The sequence below is a fragment of the Niallia taxi genome (genome assembly GCF_032818155.1).
Taxonomy (GTDB): domain Bacteria; phylum Bacillota; class Bacilli; order Bacillales; family Cytobacillaceae; genus Niallia; species Niallia taxi_A.
Genome location: NZ_CP102590.1, coordinates 335,476 through 356,041 on the forward strand (window position 1 = coordinate 335,476; position 20,566 = coordinate 356,041).

13 protein-coding genes and 2 pseudogenes are annotated in these 20,566 nt (G+C 34.1%); all 15 read right to left on the minus strand.

From position 1 onward, the window contains the following. Nucleotides 1-45: 45 nt before the first annotated feature. The 15 genes and pseudogenes from NQZ71_RS20830 to NQZ71_RS20895 all read right to left on the minus strand — a co-directional run bounded on the left by NQZ71_RS20830 (nt 46) and on the right by NQZ71_RS20895 (nt 20,550). Nucleotides 46-1,059, minus strand: a complete 1,014-nt coding sequence (locus NQZ71_RS20830; protein ID WP_317012304.1) for a macro domain-containing protein — start codon at nt 1,057-1,059, stop codon at nt 46-48. A 537-nt stretch (nt 1,060-1,596) separates the two neighbouring features. Continuing rightward, nucleotides 1,597-1,775: pseudogene (locus NQZ71_RS20835) on the minus strand (Imm3 family immunity protein); the annotation flags it as partial. 25 nt (nt 1,776-1,800) lie between these two features. After that, complete coding sequence (locus tag NQZ71_RS20840; protein ID WP_317012498.1) at nt 1,801-1,914, minus strand: deaminase domain-containing protein; 114 nt, start codon at nt 1,912-1,914, stop codon at nt 1,801-1,803. Further along, nucleotides 1,898-2,053, minus strand: a complete 156-nt coding sequence (locus NQZ71_RS26235; protein ID WP_394374156.1) for a deaminase domain-containing protein — start codon at nt 2,051-2,053, stop codon at nt 1,898-1,900. The genes NQZ71_RS20840 and NQZ71_RS26235 overlap by 17 nt, the downstream gene beginning before the upstream one ends. 43 nt (nt 2,054-2,096) lie before the next feature. Next, nucleotides 2,097-4,016, minus strand: a complete 1,920-nt coding sequence (locus tag NQZ71_RS20845) for a BglG family transcription antiterminator (protein WP_317012306.1) — start codon at nt 4,014-4,016, stop codon at nt 2,097-2,099. 122 nt (nt 4,017-4,138) lie between these two features. Then, nucleotides 4,139-6,793 (minus strand): mannosylglycerate hydrolase, encoded by a 2,655-nt coding sequence (gene mngB / locus NQZ71_RS20850; protein WP_317012307.1) that lies wholly within the window; start codon nt 6,791-6,793, stop codon nt 4,139-4,141. 113 nt (nt 6,794-6,906) lie between these two features. Continuing rightward, nucleotides 6,907-8,022 carry a PTS fructose transporter subunit IIC gene (locus NQZ71_RS20855; protein ID WP_317012308.1) on the minus strand — a complete coding sequence of 372 codons (1,116 nt, stop codon included), beginning with the start codon at nt 8,020-8,022 and terminating at the stop codon, nt 6,907-6,909. A gap of 18 nt (nt 8,023-8,040) precedes the next feature. Beyond that, nucleotides 8,041-8,364 carry a PTS fructose transporter subunit IIB gene (locus tag NQZ71_RS20860; RefSeq protein ID WP_317012309.1) on the minus strand — a complete coding sequence of 108 codons (324 nt, stop codon included), beginning with the start codon at nt 8,362-8,364 and terminating at the stop codon, nt 8,041-8,043. A gap of 2 nt (nt 8,365-8,366) precedes the next feature. Then, nucleotides 8,367-8,822 (minus strand): PTS sugar transporter subunit IIA, encoded by a 456-nt coding sequence (locus NQZ71_RS20865; RefSeq protein WP_317012310.1) that lies wholly within the window; start codon nt 8,820-8,822, stop codon nt 8,367-8,369. A gap of 630 nt (nt 8,823-9,452) precedes the next feature. Next, nucleotides 9,453-12,293 (minus strand): AbiH family protein, encoded by a 2,841-nt coding sequence (locus NQZ71_RS20870; protein WP_317012311.1) that lies wholly within the window; start codon nt 12,291-12,293, stop codon nt 9,453-9,455. Between the two features lie 58 nt (nt 12,294-12,351). After that, nucleotides 12,352-15,510, minus strand: coding sequence for a type I restriction endonuclease subunit R (locus NQZ71_RS20875; protein ID WP_317012312.1), 3,159 nt, complete (start codon nt 15,508-15,510; stop codon nt 12,352-12,354). Between the two features lie 23 nt (nt 15,511-15,533). After that, nucleotides 15,534-16,712 (minus strand): restriction endonuclease subunit S, encoded by a 1,179-nt coding sequence (locus tag NQZ71_RS20880; RefSeq protein ID WP_317012313.1) that lies wholly within the window; start codon nt 16,710-16,712, stop codon nt 15,534-15,536. Then, nucleotides 16,702-18,294 (minus strand): type I restriction-modification system subunit M, encoded by a 1,593-nt coding sequence (locus NQZ71_RS20885; RefSeq protein WP_317012314.1) that lies wholly within the window; start codon nt 18,292-18,294, stop codon nt 16,702-16,704. The genes NQZ71_RS20880 and NQZ71_RS20885 overlap by 11 nt, the downstream gene beginning before the upstream one ends. A 553-nt stretch (nt 18,295-18,847) precedes the next feature. After that, nucleotides 18,848-19,968, minus strand: a pseudogene (locus tag NQZ71_RS20890) (IS3 family transposase). A gap of 132 nt (nt 19,969-20,100) precedes the next feature. Further along, complete coding sequence (locus NQZ71_RS20895) at nt 20,101-20,550, minus strand: PH domain-containing protein (protein ID WP_317012315.1); 450 nt, start codon at nt 20,548-20,550, stop codon at nt 20,101-20,103. Nucleotides 20,551-20,566 lie beyond the last annotated feature (16 nt).

Sequence of the window (20,566 nt, forward strand, 5' to 3'; positions counted from 1 at the left end):
ATACCAAGAATTCAGTTCGAGTTGGTCGCATGAAAAGCGACATTTTTAAGCACCTAGTAAAGTTTGATCAAAAGCAAACAATGCTTCATTTATTTGGTGAATATTATAATTGCCCTGCTTGATAAAATATTTGATAATTACATCAAATATACTACTATGTGACAATGTATATCCTGCAGCAGACAGTAAGTCGTTTGTTTCATCTACATTTAGATGTAAAGCGATGGCAAAGGCAATAGCTGTTTTCTTTTTAGGCGAGTAACCCAATTCATTCCGAATTTTCGAAAATAAGCGACGATCAATATTTGCTCTTTTATAAGTCTCAACATCTGTCATTTCTCTTTCATCAATCATCCTAAGTAAACGTTCTGAAAAAGACTCATCAAGTTCCTCTACTAGATGCAGTAAGCTACTTTCGATTATGATTTCACTCTGTTTTACCTGGATTTCGTCCGATATTATCTCAGATTCTAGCAATGGTTCATTAGTAAAATGTTCGATACGACGACTGAAATTAGCCTCTACTTCCTCTACATAATTCTCATCTATATATTCATTAATTGATTGGAATAAATGTTGACTTAACCCAAATGACGTTTTATCAAAAACGACTAGGTAAACATGCATCTCATGATTCACTAAAAATTCACTAATCGTAGATACAGCAATTTGTAATGCCTCTTCTTTTGGATATCCTGAGAAGCCTGCTGAAATGAGTGGGAAGGCAACTGACTCACATTGATATTTTTCAGCTAGTTCCAGAGAATGAGCATATGAATTCTTCAAGAGTTCTGCTTCCCTATAAGAACCACCCTTCCACACTGGTCCTGCTGTGTGAATGATATATTTGGAAGGCAACCGAAATCCATTCGTTATAATGGCTTGGCCAACTGGACAACCACCTACATCATCAAATGCTTGTTTCAGCTCAACCACACCGGCAGCTTGAAAAATAGCTCCACTAACGCCTCCGCCTATTTTCAATTCTGTATTTGTGGGATTCACAATCGCGTCTACCTTCATCTTCGTAAGATCCTGACGAACAATTTCCAATGGCATTTATTTTGTTTCCTTTCTTTGAGTATTATATGGACATTTCAGTCGTTTTACATTACTTTAACAAAATACGCACTTACCTTTCCGTCATGTGTATTTTTACATACACTAGGGAAAATTTGTTTTGAGTTTCACACTTAACTAACTATATAATGAACTTCAAAAAAGTTTCTCAGATGATGTAAATAAGTACTAGGATAAATTTGTCTATGTTATTCAAAAAGTAAACGGTATAGACAATCTGCTTGATTGTTTGGCCGATCACTGCAACTTGCTATCAATTGAGATTCATTATAGATCTCCCTCTTACACCCAAAGCCCTGGAAGGTAGACCATACAAACATTTGAAAGCATTTTAGAATCATGTTTAAAGTCCAACGTTTCGAAAACATGTTGATAATGAGAAAGCCACTCTTCCTTAGACGTCTTGATGTAAGTTTCATCTCCTTTAAAGTTAACAAGCTTCGAATCCATGGAACACTAGGTTATGTAAGCCCGATTGACTACAAACAATCGTCCCTTAAAAAAGCTGTTTGATATAATATTGACAATCCAACCAACGAAAACTTCATCATAGGTGATTAAAATCTCTGCTATAGCAACATCTACAATAATAACCTCTATTTTTCCTAAGTTATTAAAATCATCTGCTAACCTTGCTATTGCATGTCTATGTCTTGAATTGTTTCAAACAACTCGTTATATGTCCAGTCTTCCATTAAAAATCTCTCCATTACTTACATACTAGTTTGGTTTTAGTCTATTTCCGTTATTATGGATTACCTCTAATTCAATGTTTATATATTTTTTGGCAAAATCAGCTATTACCTGGCTACAACTATCACATGTACCATGTATCTAGTTCTGTAAATAACTTAATTTTACCTGTCGCTTTTGTATTATTCCCAAGCTGAAAAGCGATATCATTTAATATTTTATACTCTGTATCAGAATTCCTTGTAACTGCAGTTAACTTTTTATTTAAAGTTATACTGATACACCAAACATACCCATTAGAAAGTTATATATATAAGCCATACTCACGAATAAATCATTCTAGCTTTCAAAGTAAATTCATTAAAATTTCTCGCAGTACTTAGTTCAGTCGCTTGTTTCTCGCGGATAATATCGACAAGAAAATCATAAATACCCATTGCTTCTTCGTAGTCTTCTTTACTGATGGCGAGGAGAAAGATCAGCTGTGCTTTCTGCCCGTTTCCCCAATCAATTGGTTCTTCTGTTAGAGCGATACCAATCTGTGTTCGCTTGGAAAGAAGATTTAAAGGATGCGGGACGGCTACTCCTTCTCCCATTACTGTTGAGCCCATTTCCTCCCTTTTTAAAATAGCAGCTAAAAATTCCTCTTCATTATCGATTACTTCTTCTAACGCCATAGCGTGAGTTAGTGCTTTGATTGCCTCGTCTTTATGTTTAAAAGAATTCTTTATAAATAACTTTGGCGAGAAATAATTCAGTAAAAGATCTGTTGTATGACTTAGCTCTTTCGTGATTTTTTTATCTAAATCAATAATCTGCCTCCTTGATGGCAAATTCTCTATTTTGAAAATTGGTTTATTCTTTTCCTCTATATCAATGGTCGTAATTACAACGTCTTCTTCCACATAAGGTAATGTGCTGTACCTCTGTGCTGAAATTGTTTTTGTTATAAATAAATCTGGAATAGTCTGTTTAATTGCTGTTTCAATAATTCTGGCAGTTCCTATTCCAGAGCCGCAAACTATTAAACAGGAATTATGCCGTTCATATTTAACCTGATAATTCCTCTCCAATGAAGCACCAATATGTAAGGATAAATAGGCAATTTCTCCATGGTTAACCTCATAATCCAACTCATTTTTAATTGATTTCACAGCATATAAAGTAATTTCATATGCAAGTGGAAAATACTTTTTTATATGTTCTTCCATTGGGTTTCTTACTCTAATGTTATTTTTCACTCGAAATAGCATGGAGTTAATATGGCTCTGTAAATCACTTCTTAACTGTTCATCATTGTTGAGGTCATAATAATAATTTTCATTAATTTTATCTAAAAATAACTGGATATAATCCGTAACAATATTATTTAAATGCTGACTTTGCTCCACAACAGAAATAATTTTACTTCTGACTTGAATAAATAGGTAATCTTGCTCCGACAGTGGAATGTCTATTAAGAAGACATCAGACAATAATTCGATTAAACCTTCCATTAATTCGGTGTATTGTCCCCACTTATCGCGCCCATACTCAAGCTCAAGTACAAATTGATTCTGTATTCGATCCGCCATTATAACAAGGTGAAAGATAAGGTTCTTTAGGTTTTCATCACTAAAATACAGATGAAAAGTACTAAATAAGTGTGGCAACCGCTTTTGTAATGTTTCCAAAAAATGCTGTTGATTCTTCCAGCCAAAATACCGTTCTATTTGAGAATTGTCAAAGGATTCATCAATAAGTGATAGCAATGCACACCGTTTATTACGCTCTGAGCCCTCGATAAATATTCCTTTTCCAACCTTGGAGTGTAAGGAGAGATCGAAGCTAGTAAGAAGATTTCTTATTTCTTTTATCTCATGGCTTAAAGTAGTTCTTCCAACATACATTTTTTCAGCCAATTCCTCCAAGGTCATGAATTGCTGTGCGTTTAACAGAATGATAATACATTGTTTTATTCTCTCTTCTTTTGAATTGATATCGAAATAAATAGGGGAAGTTACATTACTTTTTTTAAATTGATGGAAATTTTGATGGTCCAATACATCTATGTATAAACCTTTCCCACGCATATTTTTGATACTAAACCCATGATTCTTACCAACTTCATTCATCACCTTAATTTCCTTACGGACAGTTCGGTCTGATATCGATAATAATTCGCCAATTTTTTCTCCATTAAATTCGCACATATTTTCTTCTAAAAGGGTAAAAATTTTATTTTTCCGGTTGTCTGCAAACATGTTGAACTTCTCCTTTCCATGAAGGATTGGTCATCTCAGCAAATGAACATAAAACAATGCCCCACTCAAATTTTTATGTAAATGAAAACTTCCACCCACTTATTGCAGTAGGTGGAATGCTTCTATAATGGGATAGAGATGGTACAGAATTTATATGGGGCTAATTCTTCTGTAAAATCTGCTTTCGTTAATTCATCTAACATCACAAAGCTCCCTTTTTCTATTAGTTCTTTTTCAATCGTTGATACCTTTTCTATATAAGGATTAAAGAGACGGACAATTAGATTATTACTTTCTTCTGCTTTCTTAATTGTGCTAATAACAGAAGTCATCTTTTCAACAGTAAACAGGCTGTAAGATAACGGATTGGTTTTTTCTTCATCGCGATAAGCATAAATCATTCTTCCATTTAGAAAATCAGAGAATTGGTAGGACGGAATTGGTGATAAATATTCCTTTGCCATTCTTGCAATATTCACTTCATCAAATGATTGGTTATTCTTCCTATAATAAGCAAAAGTTGCCTTTAATTTTCCAAGTAACTGGGCATCTGGGGTCTCAACAATGCTTTCTCCAGATGCACGCCCTGGTCTGTAGAGTAGGTCCGTTTTTCCCATATGACTAAAGGTTCTAAATAAAGTTAATTGAATGGTGTCATATGAGTTTCCAACAATCTCATATTCTCTTACCCCTTCTGTGAAAATAGCAGCAACAGAATTCTCATCATGTAAGGAAACAAAGCTTTGCATTGGTTCGATTGATATCGGAGCCTCCTCCCACTTCTCCTCTTTCCAAACCTCCATTTCTGGTAAATAAACTGGTCTAGTAATTGTTCCAAATAACTGATCTGCAGTAGAGAATTTGCTGATAATTTCTGTATTAAATTGAACACAAAGGCGATGACTCAGTACTTGATTGTCGATATCAATTTCAAAACGGATCAATTCTTCATTTTTCCGAAGGCCAACTTTTGCGGTAATGATAAAGTCCTTGTTGGCAATCCCGTTTGCCCTATCCTCGAGATTATATGGCACCTGCATTTTTAGTGCTATTTCAAGATGTTCCTCTACCTCAGAGGTAAAATAATTTACATCTATTAATTCAGAATCTGTTGAATAGCTTACTAGGTCCTCTCTAGGTGGAGAGTAATTATATGAGTCACCATCATCCCCATTTTCAACGAAAATCATCTGGTTTTTATATTCTTTTCCGGATGCTTTGTCTAAAATAGTTAGTGTATTATTTACAGCTGCTGAAATAGCATAATAGTCATTTTCTATTAGGGATTTAGACGATTCTTTAAAGGTATTACTTGAATTTTCAAGGCTCTTATTCGATTCACTATCCAGCTCCAAATAAAAGCTATCATAGCCAAGGCCATTTAGATTTGTCACATATATTAAAATCTCAGCTAAAAAGACCTTTTCTGGTATATAGATCTCTTTGCTTGGATTCAAACGAATTGTTTGTTTTAACACATAATCGGTTAATTCAACTTTGTTTAAAATGGCAAATGGCATGGCATTTCCATGATAATCTTTAATAACAAAGTTCTCTTCTGGAATATACAGCCCCACTTTAACGACTCCTGACCGTTGATATGGAAGCGGATTAAATAAAGTGAAATTCAAATGATGCTGATACGGTATTCTTTCCGTCACTAACCGCATATGTATATCCAAAAGGTTTTCCGCTTTTTCTTTCGCTAGCTTATAACGATACTTCACATCCTGATTCGTTGTATCACTATTACAGCCGCCAATACTATCATGAGCAGCATTTTCAAACATCAGCTTCCAGATCTCTTCAAGCTCTCTATGCGGGTACACATTCCCTAACGAAAAACTAATTGAAAGTACTGGCTCTAGGACATTTACCAAAAAGTTTTCAATCTCATTGTTTGCTTGTTTTAAATCTGCTCTTGTCGAGAAAATAGACTTGTGCAGCCTACTATGCTTACCCTCCGTTAATTCACCTTTAATCACAGGAAGGTTTTCTACCTCTTGCTCAAGAGCATCAAAGAATTTCTCCGGTGATTGGAGAATATATTCTCGACTAGGATCCATCTCATTAAATTTATTAATAATTTCAGGAAGATTCGTTCTAATAGGTGCCTGATCAAAGCCATTAGGAAAATACACGTTATTTGTTGAGGCTTTTTCTTCTAGCTTACCAACAAACTCCTCTAGATAAGGGATGATATCTGCCTCTTCTTCTGGGATATTGCCACCATGGTAATATCCAAAGGGGATTTGCTCAGCCAGCATCTGGCTTCCGTCATCACCCTCCCAAATAAACTCAGTTTGTTTTAAACGGTTGTCCGCCACACCACGCCAAAATAAAAACCGATTAATACCAAAGTTTTTGTAAATTTGCGGCATGTTTCCACCTTGACCGAATGCATCAGGCACATAACCAATTTCAAAGGAGTGTCCTAATTGCTTTGCATATTTAGTACCATAGAGTAGATTTCGTGCGACAGATTCCTGTGAAATGACTAATTGGTCTGTTTGAGTATACCAAGGCCCTGTTAAAAGCCGCTTCTCCGCAACTAATTTTTCAAGTCTGTTTCTGTCCTCTGGTTGATATTTTAAATAGTCTTCGATAAGAGATGTCTGAGCATCCATCAAGTAATATTCAAAATCCGTATTGTTTTCCAATGTATCGAGAACCTCTCGAAGATGCTTTACTAAATAAACAGTTGATCTAGACGATGTAAAGTACCATTCTCTATCCCAATGAGTATGTGGAACTACATGGACTTTTGTTTTTTTCATTAGTACAAAACTCCTTATCTTTAATTAGTGGATACATACACTTCATAATTTTAAATAGTAGATTCCTGACTTGATAGATTATAAGCAGGAATCTACCCAATGAAAATTAATATTTAGTCAAAACTAATATCAAGCTCATCCAATTCTTCCTTTTGTTTATCAGCCTGTTTGGTTTCCAGTTCCTTGTCATCCCGGAAATTAACTAACAAATTTGATCCAATGCCAATAATAAATGCACCAACTAAAATACCAGCTAAATATGCCCAGCTACTGCCGACAGTGAAGAAGCCATAAACTCCACCTACCGGAGGCATAATCTCATGCGCACCAAGCAGTACAGCAGTGGCAGCTCCTACAGCACCAGCGACAACGTTTAACGGTATCAGCTTTAACGGACTTTTTAAGGTAAATGGAATCGCTCCCTCTGTAATACCAATGATCCCCATAACTAAGGACCCTTTACCTGACTCTAAAAGCTCTGGAGAGAAGTTTTTCCTTTTAAGCAATGTAGCAATCCCATAACCTAATGGCGGTATACAAATTGCAATATTCACTAAAATCGCAGGCAGGTATATCCCACTCATCATCAGTGCATTACCAGCCATCCATGCCGCCTTGTTAACTGGTCCTCCCATGTCAAAGGCAATCATGGCACCAAGCACCAATGCTAAAACAACATTATTAACATTACTTTGCGTCATTTCCGTAATCCAGTTTAATAAGGATGTATTAATCCAGCCTAACGGTCCACCTAAGACCAATGCCATTAAAATTCCTATCGCGCCCACCGTAATTAATGGGAGAATAATTAATGGTACTGCACTTGCGAGTGAGCCACTAATAACAATCCGCTTTTTCACCCAATTTGTCAGCCAACCAGCAAAGAAACCAGCCACAACAGCCCCAATAAAACCAGCATTTGTTGAGCTTGCTAAGGCGCCACCGACAAGACCTGCTGCCAGCGCCGGCCTACCTCCAATGGAAAAGGCTATATAACCTCCTAGCACCAGGTTCAATAACCCGATTGCAGTCCAGCCAACTTGTTCAAATAAATATATATAATGAAGGAAACCACTTGTTTCAGCAAATTGACTTAAATCTGTATAACCAGCTGCAAAGCTTATGATTTTCGCAAGTGCCACAACTAAAGAACCAGCGATAATAACCGGAAGAACATACGAAATACCTGTCATTAAATGGGTTTTAAATGCATTGGCTTGTGATTTCATTTTCTTTCCTCCATAGCATTAGGATTGGTTTCTTTTTTCTAAAGCCTGAACAATTTTTTCAATAACAGCTTCACCATGGGAAACCGCCTGCCCCAGCTTCACCCGGACAACTGGCTTCCCCTTAAACCGTTCCTCCCCTTCAATAGCCTTATCTGCAGCTATAATTACTGCATCAGCCTCACGAATATCTGTCTCTGTTAAATCATTTATAAAGCCCATAGCCCCTTGCTGTTCCATTTTTACCGAATGCCCTAGCTTAGCCCCGGCCTTTTCTAAAGCTTTAGCCGCCATTGGCGTATGAGCTAACCCTGCAATACAAGCTGTTACTCCTACAAACTTCATCTTTACACAACCTCCATTTCAACACTCTTAAATAAATTCAAAATATCATCTTTCGTGTTCACTTTAAAAAGCCGTTCTTGAAATTGCTCCTCTATTAGATTCCCAGCAAGTGCTGACAAAATTTTTATATGCTTCGTACCTGCCTCCATTTCCGGAACAAGAATAGCAAAAATAAATTTCACCTTAAAGTGATCAGGAGAGTTCCAATCAATGTTTTCTGTCGTTTTAATAAAAAAGAGCGTAGCCTTCTTAACCGTCGCACTTTTAGCATGAGGAATAGCAATCCCCTCCTGAAAAGCTGTAGGATACTGCTCTTCCCTGCTAATAAAATCCTTTAACAGAATTTCCTGATTTTCAATTAATCCTAATTGCTGTGCTTGAACAGAAATAAACTCTAATACCTCATCTCGATTACTTAACTCTAAATCTAAAAATATTTGGCTATCATTTAAAAGCAACCCTAACCCTCCTTTTGTTATCGCTTACAAATTGATTATAAGGTAATTGTGTGGAATGTTTAATGCGGAATTTGGCCAGTGGAGTTGGAATTATTTGTACTAGGTTTTTTGGAGTTTGGGGTTTTATTTTATGGGGTAATTTGATAGTTTTGATTTTACATTTTTTTCGTATAACTTATATAATTACCTGCCAAGCACAGAAAAAGAGCCTTTCCTTATTGAAGGAAAGGACTCGTAATTATAAAGCCATATATTTAAGTTCTTCTTACATTTTTAATTTATAATGGAAATGTCTAATTAAAGGGGTCAGTGACGACTAAGTTGTAACTTACTGGAATAGGAGCAAATATTAAATTTTAAAGCACTTCCATTCCGCTTAAAAGGAATATGTTTAATTAGCATCCACTCTTTTAAAATGCTATTAATTCTATTTGTTAAAGCGATAATTAATGTGGACCTTACACCAAGGCTTGTATCAAGTTTCTTCGGTAATAGTACAATCTTGAAAGTTATTTAAGCTTGTAAGAATCCTTATCTATTGAAGGCTCTTCTAGGTCCTAAAATACACACTAGTATTTGTTGTATATTTCTGAAGTGCTTTTTAGCTTTAACACAATAGTTCTAAGTCATTTAGTAACTAGATACAATTTGACTTTCAAGTTTTTTATCTTCTGAAAATATTTGTTTTTCAACTCTTCTCAATTCATCATTCAACCAGACTACTTTTTCGTCCAACTCATTCTGCCAATCCCGTTTCATTGCTTGGGGATACTTAATTGGATTAGCTTCCGGATTTTTAAGTTTATATCTTTCAAATTTTTTGCTATTAATCACACTCCCAATATTAGGAGTTTCCTTAATGCCTACATCGTACTGTATAGCCGATAGTTTTAGTTCTTCTTCCGAAACAAACCACTTTTCAGAAAATTCTTTAATAACTTTATCCAGAGCATGTTTAAAAAACTCACGCTTAAGGTCTAGTATATCTTCTTTTGATTTTAATTTTGTATGTTTAATCTCTTTCACTATTTCATGATAAGTTTCAATTACAATTTTAGCTTTATTTTGTTGCTCCAAATACTCAAAAAGTTCTTGAGGCTCAGATATAGTTGCAGTTGAGTATTCAAATAACAAATTATCACTAGTTGAGTATATATTATCATTTTTATATGTAGTAGATTTTCTCTGCGAATCATATTCATCATTTTGTTCTAAACTATCTACATCATGTTCTATAATAAAACCTTTCTGCTTAAAATTTCGAATTTCCACTTCTATTTTAGTACTTATTTCTTCTAGAAATTCTTCAACAATTGATTGATTTGTTAAATTCGATAATTCTAGAAACAAATTTTGATACTTAAACAATATTTTTTTATCTATTAATCCTTCTAAATGACTATAGAATTGAATTTTTGGTTCCCTATTCTCTATATAATATTCTTTTATTGATTTAACATCTTTATCCACAATAAATTTTGTATCATTTGAAAAAACATCTAAAATAACATCAACAATAAGCTTACGGCATGAAGTCATTTGATCTGGAGTTTTCAAATGAAAGAGTCTAAGTCTAGGGAAACCAACTGCCACTTCATTACTTCTCATAATTGATGAGAGATTAAAAAACTCATCAGAATAACCTATTACAATTATTTCTTCGATTTTGTTTCCTACTGTAATTTTAGGAACAATACCAGATGAATGATCAACTTGTAACTTTTCCAAATCTTTTAAGTGAATCTCTTCTTGTTCAATATTTATATCTGTTATTAAGATATTGAGCTCTATTAAATTTGTTGATTTTTCAAAAACATTTTTCTCAATTACTAGATTAGTATTTCTTTTTACTGTTAATTTTTCAATATGATTCTTTGTATCTGATTTAATATTGAAAAATCCATTTCTTTCTTCTATGGTATTAGTTGTAAATGAGCAATCAATTATTTCAAGCCTATTCAATGACTCACATGAAGATATATCTACAGTTACATTATTCTCACTCACTAATGTGCAATTTTCCATACTAATATATGACAAACTGCTACCATTAGCCAAAAGTTGAATGAAAAATTCACTATCTATTTCTGTATTAGAAAAGATAACCTTTTCAACCCATTTTAGTAACATTAAAAAATCTTCAGAGTTAGTAAGTTTTTTAAATTCAGTTGAATCTATTGTTTTTTCAAAATAAATACGATTTATCCTAGAAGCACTTTTATTGAACATTATACTTTTTGATATATAGAGAACTTTTTCTATGTTGCTCTCGTTTATTCTCAATTCCTTAATATTTTTAAAAGTAAAGTGGTTTATAGTTAACGACAAGTCAGAAAATATATCTTCATCTGGAAATTTATTTGGTAAAAAAGAATTTATTGTCTCATATTCTTCATAACTAGATACGATTTGTTTATCCTGTAATAATATTTCTAAGAAAGGAACCAACACAATTTTCTCAGCAACTGAAGATCCAAATTTCTTCAAAATTTCTTCCATCTTAAAAATGTAATCATCTTCATAATAAAACAAAAATACTTTGTCTGCTCTTTGAATTAATTTTGACAAAAATAGAAAATCACTACCTTGAAGAGAATGTCCTATAATAAATAAATCTTTTCTTACATCTTCATTGTTCAAATCAATGGTAGACATTATCCTTGTTCTTGTTGCATTTAATAAATCATTTTCCTTAATTCTAAACAACTTATCATTTATTAAAGACTGAGAATAATGAATCCTATTAATATCCTCGCTATCAGTAAAACCACCGCCAAATAAAATGTTTTCTTCTTCTAAACTTCCGTGTATATGAAAAATTCTTCCTTCTTTCGCTTTCTTCACTTCTGTACTAGATTGCGCTAGTTCAGAATGATAAAGTACACTTTCACATAGATCCCCAATTGTGTTCGTATAATTAAAATTTATAAAAAATGTATTTTCATCTTTAATCATTTTTTTAAAAAAAGGGTTCACTTCTTCTGTAAATCTTTTGTAACCAGAATTCCCAATAGAAATCGTCTTCTGTTCTATCCACTTAGGATATTCATTTAAAAGATATTCCTGAAAATCTTCTTCTAAACTTTTAATAGAATTATTTATGGACGTTATATCAAATAAATCTTGCGGTTCTTCATTTTTCTCAGATCTGTTATTTATTTTTCTTACAGTTTCTTCATATAAACTTTCGAAATCAGACCAATTCAAATGGAATTTTTCATACTTTCTTAAGAAAAGCCTATTATAATTATATAATTCATAATCTTTAACAAACCTTTTACTACCCTTAATGTATTCAATGAAATTCTGGTATGAACTTTTTAGACCAAGACTCATATCAAATCCGTTTCCAACAATAACTATATTCTTGTATTTATACTTAAGATTCCCTTTGTCCATTAAACTGTTTCCGATAATTTCTATATTATTCAAACTATTTTTATCTATCTTTTCTTGACCTTCTTTGTTCATAATACAGCTCCCAATAACCATCTAATGTTCTTTCATCAATTTGTCTAAAATAGATCATCTAACGTAATTCTTTATCCAAAGGTACAATTACTTCATCTAAAGTTTTTCTCCACTGGCGCTTCATTTCCGGCCCGTATTTCAATGATTTTGCTTCAGGATGTACAGCCTTATACTTATCAAATTGCTTGCTATCGATGATTCCCCCCATATTCGGAATAGGGTCTGTTCCTATCACATATTGAATCGCGGATAAATGTAGCTCATTTTCTTGAACAAACCAAGTATTCGCAAACTCTTCAATCGCTTTATTATAGGATTCAGTAAAGAAGCGTCGTTTGACTACAAGAATATCTTCCTTAGTATCTATTTCTTTGCCATCAATAGCATTTAAAATTGCACGGTATACACTTTTAACAATTTCTGATTTCTTCAATTTTTGAAGTGCTTTTTCAATTTCGTCACGGATATTCTGATTATTGGCTGAGTACGTTCCTAATAGTTGATCAATATAGGTGGAGTCAATATCATAAATCTTTATTGTATTTTCTCCATAGAATTCAATGTCTGATAAATCTGGAGTAGGTCCATCTTGGCCCCTTTCCTCTACTAGTGAACCCTTGATCGTGTTATATACACCAATATATTCCTCTAAGGTTTTCACCTGTTCTTGAAGTGCCTTTGATTTTTCCATATCATCGTTGTAATCATCATACGTAACTAAAGCTTCGTAGGCATTGTTTAACTTTTGGAATGCCTTCACAAATTCAACCCGAGTTTCAAGAGTTGAATGCTCATTAATATCGGTTGGATATGGAACTAATGTTGTTAACGCTTTGTGAGCCTTTTTAAAGCGTTTCTTCGATTCGTCATATGTTGGATACACAAGATTAGTTTCCTCTTGTGCTTCAGAGTATAACTTCGTGGCATCCTTTACATTTTGTTCCATCGTTGAAGGTTTTCGGAATGTCACAATCAATCCTTTTGTTTTTCCTGGATAGGTACGATTGGTTCGTGAAAAGGCTTGAATCAAATTAGCATAACTCAAACTACGGTCCACAAATAATGTTTGAATGGTAGGTGCATCGAATCCAGTCAATAAGCGATCTACAACAATGACAAGGTCAACATGTTTCCCAAATTCTTTGAATTCTGCTTTCTTACGAGCTAAACGATTATTGATATCTCCATTGTATCGTTCAATATCTTCTATCGACCAAGCAGTGTGATAATAATCGTTATAGTCCTTGATAATTTCTTTCATTTCATCTTGAATTTGTTTGGAATTTTCTTCGTTTTCTTGAATCGAATAGGTGATGGAAACCCGTGGGAAATCTGGATCTTCAATCGTACGCCCCGTTCGAATCGGATGTCCTGCAAATTCTTTCGTTAACCAGTCAGGATCTTTAGTCATTTTCTTAATTGCATGATAGTAGCGTTTCGCCATATCAATAGAACTTGTTGTTAATATGGCAGACTTTTGTGGGCGACCGTTTTGGAAATCAAATTTGATATAGGCATTATCCGGTCGAAAAATCTTATGAATGACTTTTTGAATATGTTCATCACTTTCAAAAGAAGATGGTTCAAGATATGCTTCCTTTTCTCTTCCATCCATTTTATCAATAATGTCGTTAATTTCATGGTTAGTAAAGCTGGCATATTTCTCTATTTGACGAAGTTGATTAAAAATATAATTATTTAATGATGTTGGTTCAATCGTATCTTCGTGCTCTACTTGAAACCCTAAAACAGCATTATCATCCAAAGCATTCTTAATGGTATAGGTGTGCAAGACTTCTCCATATTGATCATGAGTGGTCCGAGCTAATTGGCCTTTAGCTTGTTTCTTGTTTTCCTCAAATATCGGTGTGCCTGTAAATCCAAACCATGTAGAATTTGGAAAAAACCCCTTGATCGCTGCCATTCCTTCTGCACTCAGCGCTCGATGGCATTCATCCACTACAAATACTATATGTTGTCCCACTAGTTTCTTAAAGCGCTGAGTACCTTGTTGTTCTTCTAGTCTTTGAGCATAGCGTAAGGCAGATTCTAATTTTTGACGAGTGGTAATAATCACTGTATTTGAATTAGCATCCGATAAAAGAGTTTCACTTAATTTTTTCGCACTTCCGGTTCCGACAACCAAGCTATTAGATTTGGCAGCCCCTGAAGAAATACCAGTATTAAACTCGGAAGCAAATTTTGTGAATTCTGATGTCGTTTGATTATCTAAGTCTTTACGGTCAATAAGCATAATGGTACGATCTACACCGGGTTTGCGAGCTAATAACTTTGTAGAAACAAAACTGGTCAACGTTTTACCTGAGCCAGTCGCATGCCATACAAACCCTGATTGATGTTTCATGGCAGATGTAAATAAAGCTTCAATGGCATGAATTTGATAAGGGTGTAAAACCATTAATGCTTTGTTATCTTGGTCCTCACTCACAATCGTATAGTGAGCAATCAATCGATGCGCATCTGGAATATTTAAAACTTGTTTCACAAATTCATAGAGATTTTCTACCTTTCGGTTGTCTGTAGTCCGCCAACTAAAAACAAATTTCTTATGCATATCTTTTGGAAGCGCATTAGCAAAATAGCGGGTAGTTTGTTCATTGGAAATAACAAATAACTGTAGAGTAGAAAAGATATTATTTCTAAACATCCCTTCTTCTGCATATTTCTTGATTTGATTAAAGGCTTGGAATACACCATCTTTGGCACTGACCTGTTTCAATTCAATTTGAACAATTGGCAACCCATTGATTAAAAGTGTCACGTCAAATCGACGATCACGACCATCTACGCTTGTCTTTTGTTTCGCAATCTGATGAACAACTTCGTACGTAGAAATTCCACCACCAATATCCTGGTTGGAGTACAACACCAACGACATGGAACCTAGAGATATATCTTCACGTTCAATCGTAATTCGAGAGATTCCATTTTCCCCTTTGAGCCATCTAGCAGCATCAAAAGGTGTTTGTGTTTTTAAAAGGATTTCTGTTTTAATAGTTTCAAATTCTTTATCAGAAATGGGATATTCTCCAATTTCTGATAAGTTATTTTGCGTAATCTTTTGACGCAAATTATTCCACAGGTCTTCTTCTGATTTTAAATCCGGACGGTAATTCCACTGATTATGCCCTTCCCCTAATACTTCAATCAGTTGACGTTCCACTTTAGCTTCATCATTATGTGGTATCTTTGTCATGTTTCTCCCTCGCTTTTACTTTCTTATACAAACATTTTTTGTTGAAATGCTTTTTTAGTTTCTTTTAAGGCATTTAATTCACGTTGATGAAGAGCGATCGTGTCGTCTATTTGTTTGAAAAAGTTGCCGATTTTGGTTTGTTCTTCAAAAGATGGGGATTTCATTCTAAGATTTTTTAGTTCACTCGCTTTTACAAGCGGTTGCCCAGTGCCAAATGATAGCTTTTTTAAATCAAAATTATTAAGTAGTGGATACAAGAAAGATAAGTTATTACCCTTGATAAATACAGTATTATCAGTGATTTTCACTTTTCCATAAGATCGATAAAGATTACCAGCATTTGCACCTACACGTGCAGTGAGAATAAAATCTCCCTCATAATCAAACTCACTATCATATCCAATGATAGAAGTAGATCCTAATATTGCATAAGGATTATCAGCAGATTTTTTATGTTTTATAAACGAGCTTTTCCCAGTACCAATACTATCAGTTATATCTGATAACTTACGTTGTTCCCAATCTCCGGTAAATTCAGGAAAGCGAATCTCTGGCACGGACTCCCCTTCTTTTGGGAACATTTTTTGCATGAATCCCTGTTTTATTTGTTTGAGGATGATTAGTTCTTGCTGATAAAGAGCGATCGTGTCGTCTAGTTGTTTTAAAAAGATACCGATTTTGATTTGTTCTTCTAATAACGGGACCATTCCTTCAAATTTTAGAAGGTTCGTTACGCTAATTCCAAATACCTTCATTCCTGTACCTATCTTGTAACCATACTTCCTGAAATTTGGTGAATTAATCAAATAGTAAAGAAACAAAGGATCTACTTGTTTTGGTCTCAAAGCTATTGTATGGAGGCCAGAAACTAACTTGTAGGGAATATCTATCGTAATCACAGCAGGTGTGGCTATTCCTTGATAATCTTCAGAAGCATCAGCTACTACTATATCCCCCTTTTCCAGCAGTTCGTAATTTCCAGCTTTTATATTCGGCAAATCGCTAGACTCATCTATTAGATCTGCAACTTTTGTATGGATATCACCATAATGAATGTACTTGTATCCTGTATATTCACTCGTCTCGACATCACGAGATAAAGAGAATGATTTCACCCTATCCACTATTGATTCCAATTTCCGCTGATCCCAATCTTTAGTAAACCCAGTAAATCGAATTTCTGGTGTAAGGTTATTTTTCACGCTTAAACACCTCTAACGCACCCTTAATCCATTCTGCGTTTTCTTCATCAAATTGTAGCGAAGAAATCATGTCATATAGGTTAGATTCTAGTTCTGCTTTTTCTTTTCGAATGTCTTGAATGGTTGAGCCGATTGTAGCCATATCAACAGGCGCTTCTTCTTCAAAGGTATCTACATACCTGGGAATATTCAAATTGAAATCATTCTCTTTAATTTCATCAAAGCTAGCAATGTGGGCATATTTATCCACATCTTCTCGCTTCTTATAGGTTTCGACAATCTTTTCAATGTTTTCTTTGGAGAGTTTATTTTGATTCTTTCCTTTCGTAAACGCCTTACTTGCATCAATAAATAAAACATCCCGAGTGGTACGATTTTTCTTCAAAATGATAACTGTTGTTGGAATCGATGTCCCAAAGAATAAGTTTGCTGGCATGCCAATAACGGAATCAATACTGCCATCTTCTAATAATTTCTTACGAATTACACCTTCTGCAGCTCCACGGAACAGTACTCCATGTGGTAAGACAATTGCCATTGTTCCCGAATCTTTCAAATGATAGAACCCATGTAAAAGAAAAGCAAAGTCTGCTTTTGATTTTGGCGCTAATTTCCCATATCGGTTGAAACGAGAATCATCTAAGAAAGTATAATCTGAAGACCAATTTGCAGAGTATGGCGGATTCATTAGGACGGAATCAAAGGTATAAGGCTGATCTGTCGGCCAATCTTTATTCAATGTATCCCCATTGCGTAAACGCATATCTTCTTTATCAACACCATGCAAAATCAAGTTCATCTTAGCTAGATTATAGGTCGTTGTATTTAATTCTTGTCCATGATACTTTACATTATCTGGATAGTTAATGTAGTTTCGAATATTTAACATCAAGGAACCTGATCCCATCGTTGGGTCAAATACACTAAACAATTTTTTGTCCTCTTGACCAATTGCAGCAATACGAGCCATCATGTCAGATACTTCATGCGGTGTATAGAATTCACCAGCTTTCTTACCGGCTTCTGAGGCAAATTGACCTATCAAAAACTCATAGGCGTCCCCAATGATATCGCCATTATGTCCTAGCACATCAACATCATTTAGTTTCTTCAGAACTTCCGTAAGGGTAATGTTTCGTTGTTGGTCATCTGATCCCAATTTTTTTGATTTCAAGTCTACATCATCAAATAATCCATTAAATTGTTCATATTTCGTAGACAAATCGATAAAGGCTTTATTCAAGTCATTCAACTGAAACGTGTTTTGCTTAGCTTCGTCGGTTAATACATTAAATAAATACTTTGGTTCTATATCATAGCCCAATGTATCCACTAACGTTTCAATCAAGTCATTTTTCAGCTCTCCATCTGCTAATAAATCTCGATACAACCCGGTTTGTTTTTCTGGTTTGTTATATTCTTCTAGCGATTCATCTGCTATTTCGACTACTTTTTCTAACAACCTATCAGATAAGTACTTATAAAAGATTAATCCTAATAAGTAGTTTTTATATTCTGATGCATCCATTTTGCTACGCAAGTTGTCTGCGGCACTAAATAATTTTAAGTTTAATTCAGCCATGTTGCTTTCCTCACTTTTCCAATCTTTTTCTGATCTTTAATAAAGTAATAAAAATTTTAATCTTACTTAAATTTCACAATTATGGAGTAATTTAGTAATATTTATACCTTCTATTATTGATATATACATTACTTATTTCCTATATTATATCATAATATTTCATCGCTCTTAGTGAATCAATTTATTCAAAATGTTTATTGTAGAATATCTATTTTAGTAAAAAGATAAAAAGGAGAAGAATAAATCATGTATGACTTATTTTCTCCACCTATATTTGTTGGTAACATCATAGAAAAAAGTGCTTAGTATTAGTCAGTTCTAATATACAATTACTTAATTATTTTAGTTTTTAAAAATTGTAAGGGTTACTAATAAGAAAATCTTTTAACATTTTACCATCTTAAAAACATTTATTTTAGATAAAAATATTAAACATTTCCCCCATCGCTTATAATACAATTTTTATCTGTATTATCGATGCACTTGTTTCAAAGTTGGATTTGAGTCAATATTTTAGACACAAAAAAGTTAAGTACTACGCTGATTGTTTCATTTAATTTTCCACTGTCTGTGGAGTATTGTAATCCAAACTACTATGTATTCTTTTTCTGTTGTACCAACCTTCAATAAATTGAAACATCGCTAGTTTGGCTGTGTGGTAGTCTTAATATTGTTCATGATTTACTTCTTCTTTTTTTTAAATAGCGTGAAAGGACTCGATACAGGCATTATCATAAGGACAACCTTTTTGGCTAAATGATTGAATAACACCACAAGATTGAACGTATTGCATAAATGCTGAGCTAGTGTATTGTGAACCTAAATCTGTGTGTAGAAGTAAACCTTAGCTGGCTTTTGAGTAGAGTAAGCGTTTCCTAAAGCGGTCATTACTAAGTCTGTTGTCATGGAACGTGAAAACGAAAAACCTACAATTTTCTTGAAATGTAAATCCATTACGGAAGCCAGTTAACACCATCCGTCTCTTATCGTGTGAATGTAGGTGATATCTGCGACCCATTTCTCATGGATAGTGGTGGTCGAAAAGTCTCTATTTAATAGGTTCTTACGTTCCATCACTTTTTCTCGGCTGGAGTACGGTCGGTATTTTTTCTTGGTGATCAAACGGATTTTCGCTCTTATCATGAGTCGCTGTACACGTTTTAAACTCACAGAGAGCCCACTTTTTAGAAGTGTTCGATTTATTTTATCGTTCTCTACTCTCTTAATGGATTTGTATTATTTTCTTGGTTATCGCATGATTTTCATGTTCACGGGTGGACTCTGTTTTCTGTAAAGAATGGTAGTATGTACTTCTCGGAACAGCTAGTACCTCACACATCATTTGAACCGAGTAATGTTTTTTGTGTACCTCCATAAAATTGGTAAGCTCTGTATCGGTTATTTTTCCGCGAATATGTCCATAGCCTTTTTTAGGATTTCAATCTCTTGTTTTAACCGAAGGTTCTCCTTTTGAATGGCAGCCAACTCTTTAGGAGTGAGGGATTCTTCCCCCGTTCCAATAGGAGTAAAATCCTTAATCCATTTATAAATAGTCACTTCAGAAACGCCATATTCGTTGCTTAATTCTTTCACAGAGGTACCGGAATGATATAAATCCACAACTGTTCTTTTCAAATCTTCATTATATTTGTTGCTTGTGTTATTACGTTCCATACGGACACATCCTTCCATGAATTACATTGTAAGGACTTAACTAAGTGGTGTCCATAAAACTATACTAACTCCATTACCTTCCCAAAAATAAATACAAGATGCACTCAAAATTATAGTACATCTTGTATAAACTTAATTAATATGCAATTTCACAAAATTATATATATCAATAAATTGTGGTGAGGAAATATGAGAAACTCTATCTTTTTTACCACCAAACAATCCAGACTTATTAAGATAAATCATATTATTAGTTATTCCAAGAGCTTTAGTCATATCATAATCAACTTCGTTGTAGTTTTTGTATTCATATACATGAATTTTCAACTTACCGAAGGGGGGTTTAACTTCAATAAGAACAACTTTATTTTCAGTAAAAAATAAGTATCCAAATGTTGTTCCTTTGAAAGCTCCTGTTGTAAGAAAGTAGAATTTTTCATCCTTCGCTTCTTTCTTTAATAGTCCCAATACCTTTTTGTAATGCTCTCTTTGAGTTTTAGGAAGTTTCTCTGCTTCACTTACTAAACCATCAAATGTAGAGTATTCTCCTAAAATTGTAATCTCAATATTAATCTTATTCATTTTTCTCCCACCCTAA